General features: G+C 42.5%; 9 protein-coding genes. 3 read left to right on the plus strand and 6 right to left on the minus strand.

All coding sequences use genetic code 11. From position 1 onward, the window contains the following. The 4 genes from cas10 to VB714_RS13560 all read right to left on the minus strand — a co-directional run. A partial coding sequence (gene cas10, locus VB714_RS13545; protein ID WP_323225000.1) for a type III-A CRISPR-associated protein Cas10/Csm1 occupies positions 1-1,162 on the minus strand: 1,162 nt, incomplete at its 3' end. An 11-nt stretch (positions 1,163-1,173) separates the two neighbouring features. Then, positions 1,174-2,427, minus strand: coding sequence for a TIGR02221 family CRISPR-associated protein (csx2, locus tag VB714_RS13550; protein WP_323225002.1), 1,254 nt, complete (start codon positions 2,425-2,427; stop codon positions 1,174-1,176). A gap of 44 nt (positions 2,428-2,471) precedes the next feature. Next, positions 2,472-3,068, minus strand: coding sequence for a hypothetical protein (locus tag VB714_RS13555; protein ID WP_323225004.1), 597 nt, complete (start codon positions 3,066-3,068; stop codon positions 2,472-2,474). Between the two features lie 7 nt (positions 3,069-3,075). Continuing rightward, positions 3,076-3,384 (minus strand): CRISPR-associated protein Csx3, encoded by a 309-nt coding sequence (locus VB714_RS13560; RefSeq protein ID WP_204103409.1) that lies wholly within the window; start codon positions 3,382-3,384, stop codon positions 3,076-3,078. A 217-nt stretch (positions 3,385-3,601) separates the two neighbouring features. On the opposite strand from VB714_RS13560, the gene VB714_RS13565 reads away from it, so the two are divergent. The 3 genes from VB714_RS13565 (at position 3,602) to cas6 (ending at position 6,784) form a co-directional block, all read left to right on the plus strand. After that, on the plus strand, positions 3,602-4,960 hold the full coding sequence (locus tag VB714_RS13565) for a TIGR03985 family CRISPR-associated protein (RefSeq protein ID WP_323225006.1): 1,359 nt from the start codon (positions 3,602-3,604) through the stop codon (positions 4,958-4,960). After that, on the plus strand, positions 4,953-5,534 hold the full coding sequence (locus VB714_RS13570; protein ID WP_323225009.1) for an HD domain-containing protein: 582 nt from the start codon (positions 4,953-4,955) through the stop codon (positions 5,532-5,534). The genes VB714_RS13565 and VB714_RS13570 overlap by 8 nt, the downstream gene beginning before the upstream one ends. 92 nt (positions 5,535-5,626) lie before the next feature. Then, positions 5,627-6,784, plus strand: coding sequence for a CRISPR system precrRNA processing endoribonuclease RAMP protein Cas6 (cas6, locus tag VB714_RS13575; RefSeq protein WP_323225011.1), 1,158 nt, complete (start codon positions 5,627-5,629; stop codon positions 6,782-6,784). Positions 6,785-7,088: 304 nt separating this feature from the next. Here cas6 and VB714_RS13580 read toward each other — a convergent pair whose 3' ends face one another. Continuing rightward, entirely contained in the window at positions 7,089-7,271 is a 183-nt protein-coding gene (locus tag VB714_RS13580) for an NAD(P)H dehydrogenase subunit NdhS (RefSeq protein WP_416309677.1), read from the minus strand. A 509-nt stretch (positions 7,272-7,780) separates the two neighbouring features. Then, positions 7,781-8,786 (minus strand): rod shape-determining protein RodA (gene rodA, locus VB714_RS13585; RefSeq protein WP_323225012.1); only part of this gene is annotated, 1,006 nt, incomplete at its 5' end.

Raw genomic sequence — 8,786 nt, forward strand, 5'->3', positions numbered from 1 at the left:
GAATTACAGTATTAACTTTGAGCAATTTATCGCCTAAATTGTACATTGTACAACAAATACCGCAGGCTTCTGTGTCAGATTTATCAGACAAAGGTTTTAATTTCTCTATATCGTCACGGTGACAAACTTTGCAAGGTGGATTAAAACTTTGATTTCGCTCCAACAGTTTTTCCCAGATATTATAAAATTTCTGTTGTTTCTGCTTTGCTAACCGTTGAGGAACTTTTTGCCAAACATCAGATAAACGACTGTCTTGTATCTCTTCAGTGTTAAAAGCGATCGCATCAAGTGCCAGAAAGACTTTACCTTGAAACTGTTCAAAGAGCCATTCATTGAACATATTTTGAATATCTTTAACCTTATCTACAACAGTCTTTTCACCAGAAGCAAGAATATAAATATTTCCTCCACCTGCATAAATAACACTGGTGCGAGGAAGTTCGAGTTTTTCAAGAAGTTGTTGAACAATTTCCTCTGTAACCAATTCTAAATAAAAACTTCTTGCGCGTAAAGATTTCAGCGCACCATCGGAAGAAATGGTATAGATAAAGTTCTGAATACCTGACAAGTCACCAGCCACTAAATTAAGTTCTTTAGCTTCTGAATTGTTTGCTAATGCAGCCGCTAATGCAGCCGTGGAACGAATGCGATCGCAAAACGCAATATCCTCTTCCCCAAAGCTGATAAATGACCCATATTTTTCGACAATGAGGCTAAGTAAAGATAAATTTTCCCAGTCTTTCCCCTCTAGCTTTATTTCTGCTTTCAGTTGATTTTTATATTCTTCGATATTGGAAGGCTTTTGGGTGTTGGGATAAGGAACAGGAGGACAAAATTCAGACTTTTCTGAATTATCAGACTTTTCTGAATTAACTTTGTCGATTTCCCAGTAATGTTTTACTTCATCAGTTTGTTGTTTTGTATTAGTTTGAGATTTTTCCCGATCTGCTTCTCTTGTAATATTTACTCGATCAAAAAGGAGTCGCAAAGGTTTGATTTTTGCATCTTGCTGAAAAGTTAGTAATCTTTTGGACTCTTCGATAACAGCTTTAATTTGTTGATCGGAGTTGTCAGAATTATACTTTTCTTGAAGCAGTATTGTTACCGCTTCTCGCATTATTTCCAGTGCTGCTTGGTGTGCTAATGAATGATTTTGAACCATGATTTTACCTCCTATACTAATCGTCCAGTTTTAAAGATTTCTTTGAGTTCTTTGATGTAATCATCTGTTTTGTTGATTGCTTGAGTGTAACTTGTTCTTTGTTTGTCAAAAGACGCATGAGCGATCGCATTCCGAATAGAGTCAATTTTTTTGCAATATAGTTGAGATAAAGATGAGTTACGGTTTTCATATAGTAAATCTTTCATTTTATCCCGATTATTTTTATCCTTAAAATCTTCATCATGAATTTCACAAAGATAAGTAATAATTGCTTCAGCTAGAGTTATATACCCAGTAGCATAACGTTTTTTCTCAAAATACCATTCTGCTAACTCTAGCTGAAAATCACATTCTCTTGCTCCAGAATGATGTTTTTCAGCAAATTTTTTTACAAACCGATCTAGAATACCCTGTAAATATTTGAATGGACTGGGTTGTTCTTGTTTCAACTTTGCTTTTAAATCTTTTGCACGTTCTTGTATCGTTGGAACATAATTAATATTGATTGCATCAGAAAGATTCCGAATATCTTTAGCTATCTCACCTTGTCCTTGTTGTTCGAGAAGGTTAGCAATTAAATATCCATTGCCAAATTCTTTTAGGCTATATGCTCCTTTAATCCATTGCGTCAAATCAAATAAAGATTGTAAATTGACAATTGGAGCATACTTTAATTCTCCAGCAGCCTCTACCATTCCATAATAAATGCCTTTTATTTTGATATCTCTATCTGAGACTAAATCATTGAGAAATGTTAGAATCAAAAAAAGGAAAAGAGATAGCGATCGGAAGGAATGAGTAATATCAATGTAAAGTTCATCACCATTCTTCAAATAATCAATAATTTGGATAGTTCTATCTAAGTTTTCTTGTAGTTCTTGCTCTGTAATTCCGTACTTCATCAGAATACATTTTGAGCGATCGCCAAGAATTTTTTCCAAAGGTTTTAAATCTAAAGTATCAAGAGAACTTGTGTAGTTTAAATTACTTATTTTTTCATCCAATTCATAATAATATTGATCGTCTAATTTAATTTCTTTTTCAGTACAAAATGAATTATAGACTTCTTCCCACATTGATTTAACTGTTCCAAGAAAAATGATTCCATCTAGCTTCAAATGCTCATTGAGGACAGATGCAATAAAACTGCGTGGGGAATATTTGATTCCGTCTATCTCATAGGTTGCTTTTCTGTATTCCCGTTCTACTAAGTTGTTTTTACCTGCAAGACCAACTCCTAGAGATGTAATTAAAATTTTAGCCATTTTTACGATCCTCGTTATGATAAATTGATTGGGATAATGAATAGTTAGTTTTCAGAACAAAGATGAACTAAAAGTTCACCTAGAGCAACGATCGCAGGTCTTTGAGAAACATCCACGCCCCGCTCTAAATAATGGACGCTACCCCTTAAAATCGGTCTTTCTGCGTCAATCCGATCGCATTTCCCCTCATAATCGCTGTGCAGTAGTGCAACAATCTGTAAATTCAGATCCTCGCAAAAATCCTTCCAATCACCCAATTGACTGATATCACTGAAAAGAACGATCGCATGAGTTGCCGAAGCGACGATCCGCCGATTTTTGTCATCAATTTTTCCTCCGATATCAATAATGTTGAGTGGGTGAGATAGTTTTTGTACTTGTTTTGCTTTTTCGATCGCAAACTCAAGTGTAAACTTCGCTTTATAGTCCTCTTTTAATTGCCGTGCCAGTTCCGGATCGGCACGCACGGCCTCGGAGTACCAAGCTCCTTCGCCATCAGGACAGGCTGTGAGGACGAGGGGATAGGGGGTTTCCTTTTCGCGATGTAACTCCATGAGAGACTGCTTTAAACCCTCTCTCAGACAAGATTTACCCGTGTGAGGAGAACCGCAAAGAACGACTTTAATAGGATATTGTACCATATAAACCTCAATCGACTAAATCGCCTAATTTATAATCTGGATTATGAGTGATGCAGACCACATATTTCCCCCCGAGTTTGGGATCGAAAACCGCGATCGCCCCATACAAATGACCAACTTTGTGAGCGATAACAAAAGCAACAGGGAGGGAACCGGGTCCATTGACTTTGAGCAAGGTGCCTCCCACTAAAGTCCCTGATTGCACCAACTCATCAAGTCGAGTTGAGGCATCTTGGACAATGCGATCGTTTTGGGCAGGATCGCCAAACCCAATCTTTAAGATATTACCCTCTAAATCAATTCTGTAAGTTGTCATTTCGATCTCTGTAAATGTAGTCTAATTGTAAATGTGGGTGGAAGAAAAGTCAGTCAATTTCAACATATTTAAGACTGTGCCTCTCCAGATTTGGGGTTTGGGGTGAAACGTTGTTTGATTGCGTTACGTTCTATACTATATCTCATGCTGGAAGTGGCCGCTTCCAAACAGACCTTCCCTTAGAGTAAGATAGGAGATGAATCGGAAGGTTAAAACGATGAATTCATTTCCCTTATTTGAGGATCTTCCCGAAGTTGAACTACTACAATGGTTGGCACGAGGTTCTTTAAAGCAAAACTTACTTAAAGGAATACGCTTATGGTCTTGGTTAAGATCGCTCTATGGGGATGAGGCGATTCGAGTCGATCTTGCCGATCGCTTTACTTATCGCGATTGGCGAGACGCATTTTTCAGCGTTGGACATCCTAAAAGTGATATTCTTCCGAGTTTGCACGATCCAATCTGTCCTTGTGCGCGATCGGCTAAAGATTGGCTGTTTGCAACCGATACAGGGTTATTAGAGAGAGAATGGCGACAAGGGATTCAGCAACAAGGTATTTTAACTGAGAAGGAAATCGATCGCTGTTTGCAAACTCGTCTATTTGCGGTCACGCGGCGATCGCTGGCAGAGGACTTAAAGGCATTAACGGCATTGGGATGGCTCAAACACCAGAAAAACCAGTATTATCGGGTACAAGAATTTCCTCGACGACCGATCGCCTATCATTCAAAATTAATTGAGGATGGATTGGATATCTACGAGTTGGGATTTCTCAATCCGAATCTAGAAAACATTGCTCAGAGTCTATCACAGCCTATTCAAGGGGTGCAGCGATTTTACTTGGATGTAGATTACATTATCGTTCAACATCAAATCAATGTTGAACGGTGGCTGGAACTATTGCGAGATATTTGGTCGGATTCTCCGGTACAACCCATCGCTTTAGACTATCGCAGTGCAAGATATGGCGCGAAAACCTGCATTGTCTACCCCACCTGCGTTTACTACGTGCAGAGAGCCATCTATCTCTGTGGTTTAGGTACGACTCCTTCAGGGCAAGGAGATTGGTATAATTATCGTTTGGATAAAATTAAAGAGATTCGTTGCCTCACTTGGAATAATGTAACTTTACCAATGATTTTACAGCAACGAAAGAGAACTTTACCCCAACCTCACTATATTCGCGATCGCCTCGATCTCGCCTGGGGTTTTGATTTTTATTTGCCTGCAACCCTCATGTTACTGCGTTTCGATCGCAGCTTTAGCGATCGCTACATTCAAGGGACATTCCGACACAAAACCTTTACTGCAATCTCCCATAACAAGGCGATCGAACTAATTGAAACCCATGCAAACTCTACCGATCGGCTGAAATTATTGCAGGTCATCAAAGCAAGATGCCCCGATGATGCTTATTACAAGGTTTGCTATCGTCAGGGAGATACAAATGTGGGATTGCGCCTGCGATCGTGGCGACCTCACATTGAAGTCCTCCTCCCTTGGCAATTACGTCAGAAAACAATTGCAGAAATGCAAGCAGAAGCGCAATTTTATCAGGTCACAGACGATGAATAAAGTTATCTTAACAGAACGGTTCGATCGGGCTTTGGCTTTTGCAGTTCATCTCCATCGCCACCACACCCGCAAAGCCGACGGTACGCCCTATATTGCCCATTTACTGGGGGTTACAGCCTTAGTTCTCGAAGACGGAGGAAGTGAGGTAGAAGCGATCGCGGCACTGCTTCACGATGCTGTAGAAGACCAAGGGGGAGAAGCTACCCGCAAGGCGATTTTAGAGCAATTTGGGGAGGAGGTGACGGCGATTGTGGATGGTTGCACCGAATCGATGCAAACCCCTAAACCCCCTTGGCGCGATCGCAAGCAACAATATTTGCAAAATCTGCGTGATGCTAATGCTTCTGTGGTGCGGGTTTCCCTCGCCGATAAACTCCACAATGGGCGATCGCTGCTCTTTCAACTGCAAAGACAAGGAGCGACGGTTTGGCGGCATTTTCACCAACCTCCCGAGGATACTCTCTGGTTTTATCGGGAATTATTGGCGCTTTATTCTCAGCACAGTCAGAGTCCACAGGTTGAAGAATTTGCGGGAGTTGTTGATGCGATCGCCCAATTTCCTCCAACCTCTTAAATGAGCATTCCATCTGATAATATAACTCAACTTGCTAGTTATTGATTCGATCCCCCCCAGCCCCCCTTGATAAGGGGGGAGAATCCGAAATAATGACGATTTATAGTTTAAGTTTGACCTTATCCCCCGCACCTCACTTGAACAACCCGATCGCCTTAGCGGATTGGTTGCCAGAAATCTCGGTGCGTCCGGCCTTAATTCCCGCGATCGCCCACCGAGGTCTAGTTAAGGTGATATTAGCATTGCCTCACTGGTCGGACTATCCCGAACTTTTGCGATCGCTCACCGTGTCAATGGCTGAGGATTCTGCCGTACACTGGCAAGGAGAGAGCTATAATGTTGTCGGAATTGAAAGCGATCGCGACGATCTTCGGACTCTATCTCTCACTATTCATGCAGAGAAGTCTTTTCCCAAACAGAAGGATATCGCCCGCGCTTGTCATGCGATCGTCTTGAGTTGGTTCAAATCTGCCGATCCCGCTCTGTCGGAAGCCTTGCACACTGCCAGTTCTGTGCCTCTGCGCTTAAATTATCGCTTGGTGGAGGGAAAAATACTGCACCTTTATCTCTCTTTATTGCAAGGTGATTTATTTACCTCTTTACTCTGGGGGCTGCACGGTCACTTAGAGCAAAAACTAACAATTGTAAATATCACTTGTCGTCTCGCCTCGCCAGTTAATATCCTGGGGGGAATAACTTGGGAAACCTTGGCCGCAACGGAATCTCAGTCGGCGATCGCCTTAAATTTTCACAGTGCCACCAGTTTTATGCAAAATGGCGACGTACAGCCGTTCTTATTACCCGATTTGGTCTTTGGCAGTTTATTGCGCCGTTGGAATGCTTTTGCACCGGAAACTCTGCATTTTGACCCGATCGCCGCTTGGTCGGGACGGGTGGCTGCTTACGACCTGAAAACTACGGCGACTTATCTCAATCGGGCGTTTCAAATTGGGTCCGTGGGATGGGTGCGCTATGAGTTTAAAGAGCCAGAATTGGCGGCGATCGCTTCTATTCTCGCTGCTTTTGCTCCTTTTTCCGGCATCGGGCGCAAAACGATGCTGGGAATGGGTCATGTTTCCCTGCGATCGGGCGATCGCGGTTCGAGGCGTTATAAAATTCAACATTGGCGATCGCTGAGGAGGATTTGGGTATTGAGGAGGCAGTTTTCTGGATGGATGCTTTCAAAAAATGCAGGAAATCCAGCGATCGGTGGGGTGGGAGAATGGCTGAAACCCTCATTCTTTCGTTGACTGCCCCGGAAGGCTTGTCTTGACTGGATTTGGGGAGATTTGATCTGCGGAATTATTGCGAATATGTCTTAATAATGGAGGTCTGGCTTGACTGCCCCGGAAATGGGGTGCTATGATCCAGTCATGGAGCGGGTTCTGGATCGGGTCCCTTTCGAGTTAAGAAATCTTCTTGATAAATTAGAGATAAACTGTAGCGAGAGATCAACTGAAATGCTGTAGGGACGTTGCACGCAACATCCCTACAGGAGCAAATCGTAAGAAGGGATTTTCAATCCCTAGCGGATCTAACGGATCGTTTTATCACTCACTTTCTGAGATCGACAGTTTCAAGTTCAGCCAATTGAAACGTGACCAACTTATCCCAATTTCCCCCTTCAAAAAGAACGGCAACCTTTCCATCACTAATACGCTGAACCAATCCCTCAAAACGATAATAGATATCATCAGAATTAATTACGCGAACCGTTGCACCAGGTAAAATCATCATCAGAAAAATTGGGTAGAAACCCCGTCCTATAAGGACGGCTTTATATTAGTTTCGCTACCGCCTTGGAATTGTTTAATTAGGGTGCTTTTGTATTGCACTTTTAACAGGACAATTACTGTATCTAATTAAACAACCCTGTACGCATAGCGGTTTTGCTCTTTCGAGCCTCCCTTTCGGGGTAATGTTAGCTTCGACCATGTTAAAAGGGCTTGTTAGGTTAGCAGCACTATTTCAGTGACCTTAAAATTGTTTAACTGCTAACGACAGAGCGAGGAACTAGCTTCGCATTCCAAGGTGTCGTGACCCAAATAACGGAGTACGCGGGGTACTTAGTCTGGTCAGAATGGCTTGTCAGATTTCTCTTTCAAGCCTCACGCCTTTAGGCTGAGGTTCCTGACCGTTATCCTTGTTTGATTAAAGAACACATTCTACAGATTAGCAAAAGTAGAGAGAAAAAAGTAGAGAGAAAAAAACTTCCTAAATCCTACAACTCCCTACTCTCCAATTATTTACCATTCTCCTCGCCTAAAATGCAATCGTGGTCGATTGTTAGCCACAGACTCAACCAAACCGATCGCCAGAAAATTAGTCAGCAGCGCCGATCGCCCATAACTCATCCAGGGTAAAGGAATCCCCGTAATGGGAGCGAGGCCAATGGTCATACTAATATTGATAAAGACCTGGAAAATAATCATGGATAAGACCCCAACCGCCAACAAAGAACCAAAATTCTCCGTAGCATTTTGAGCAATCATAATCAAACGCAGGCAGATAAGCCAAAAAACAATTAAGAGACAAATACTGCCAACAAACCCTAACTCTTCCCCCACTGCAGAAAAAATAAAATCGGTATGTTGTTCCGGAATAAAATTTAACTGGGTTTGCGTCCCATGCCGTAAACCTTTTCCCCACATTTCTCCCGCACCGATCGCAATGCGGGATTGAATCAAGTGATAGCCTCCTCCCAAGGGGTCTTTTTCTGGCTGTAGAAACAACATCAAGCGATCCTTTTGATAATCCTTCAGGAGTTCATTCCAAAGATAGCCACTGGCTCCTCCGGCGATCGCATTACCCAAAGTAACGATCCCTGTACCAATTCTCCGCCAAGGCAGGGTAAACCACGCTAGAAACCCCATCGCCACTAACCAACCGTACCAAGCCGGACGGTATACATTAAATAAAATCGCAGAAGGGATCGCGGAAATCATCAAAACCAGCCAGCCTGGATTAGCATTCGCCCAATACAGCATTCCTAGGGTAATTGCGCCAAATACAAGGGAGGTTCCTAAATCCGGTTGAACAAAAACCAAACCCCACGGAACCGCAGTAATAGCGAGGGTGCGAGCAATAGAGGGAATACTGACAGCTGGACGAGCATGGAGCAATGCCGCCATCGTAATAATTAGCCCCAATTTGGCAAATTCTGAGGGTTGAAATTGAAATCCCAAAATACTCAGCCAACGGGTCGAACCGTTGATTTCTACGCCAAAAACTTGATGGCAATGAGGGAGCAAT

Source organism: Spirulina sp. 06S082, from assembly GCF_034932145.1.
In the GTDB taxonomy this organism is placed as follows: Bacteria; Cyanobacteriota; Cyanobacteriia; order Cyanobacteriales; family Spirulinaceae; genus CCY15215.

Coding starts and splice junctions, on each gene's coding strand:
- csx2 (WP_323225002.1), bottom strand. CDS start 2,427: ATGGCTAAAATTTTAATTACATCTCTAGGAGTTGGTCTTGCAGGTAAA.
- VB714_RS13555 (WP_323225004.1), bottom strand. CDS start 3,068: ATGGTACAATATCCTATTAAAGTCGTTCTTTGCGGTTCTCCTCACACG.
- VB714_RS13560 (WP_204103409.1), bottom strand. CDS start 3,384: ATGACAACTTACAGAATTGATTTAGAGGGTAATATCTTAAAGATTGGG.
- VB714_RS13565 (WP_323225006.1), top strand. CDS start 3,602: ATGAATTCATTTCCCTTATTTGAGGATCTTCCCGAAGTTGAACTACTA.
- VB714_RS13570 (WP_323225009.1), top strand. CDS start 4,953: ATGAATAAAGTTATCTTAACAGAACGGTTCGATCGGGCTTTGGCTTTT.
- cas6 (WP_323225011.1), top strand. CDS start 5,627: ATGACGATTTATAGTTTAAGTTTGACCTTATCCCCCGCACCTCACTTG.
- VB714_RS13580 (WP_416309677.1), bottom strand. CDS start 7,271: ATGATGATTTTACCTGGTGCAACGGTTCGCGTAATTAATTCTGATGAT.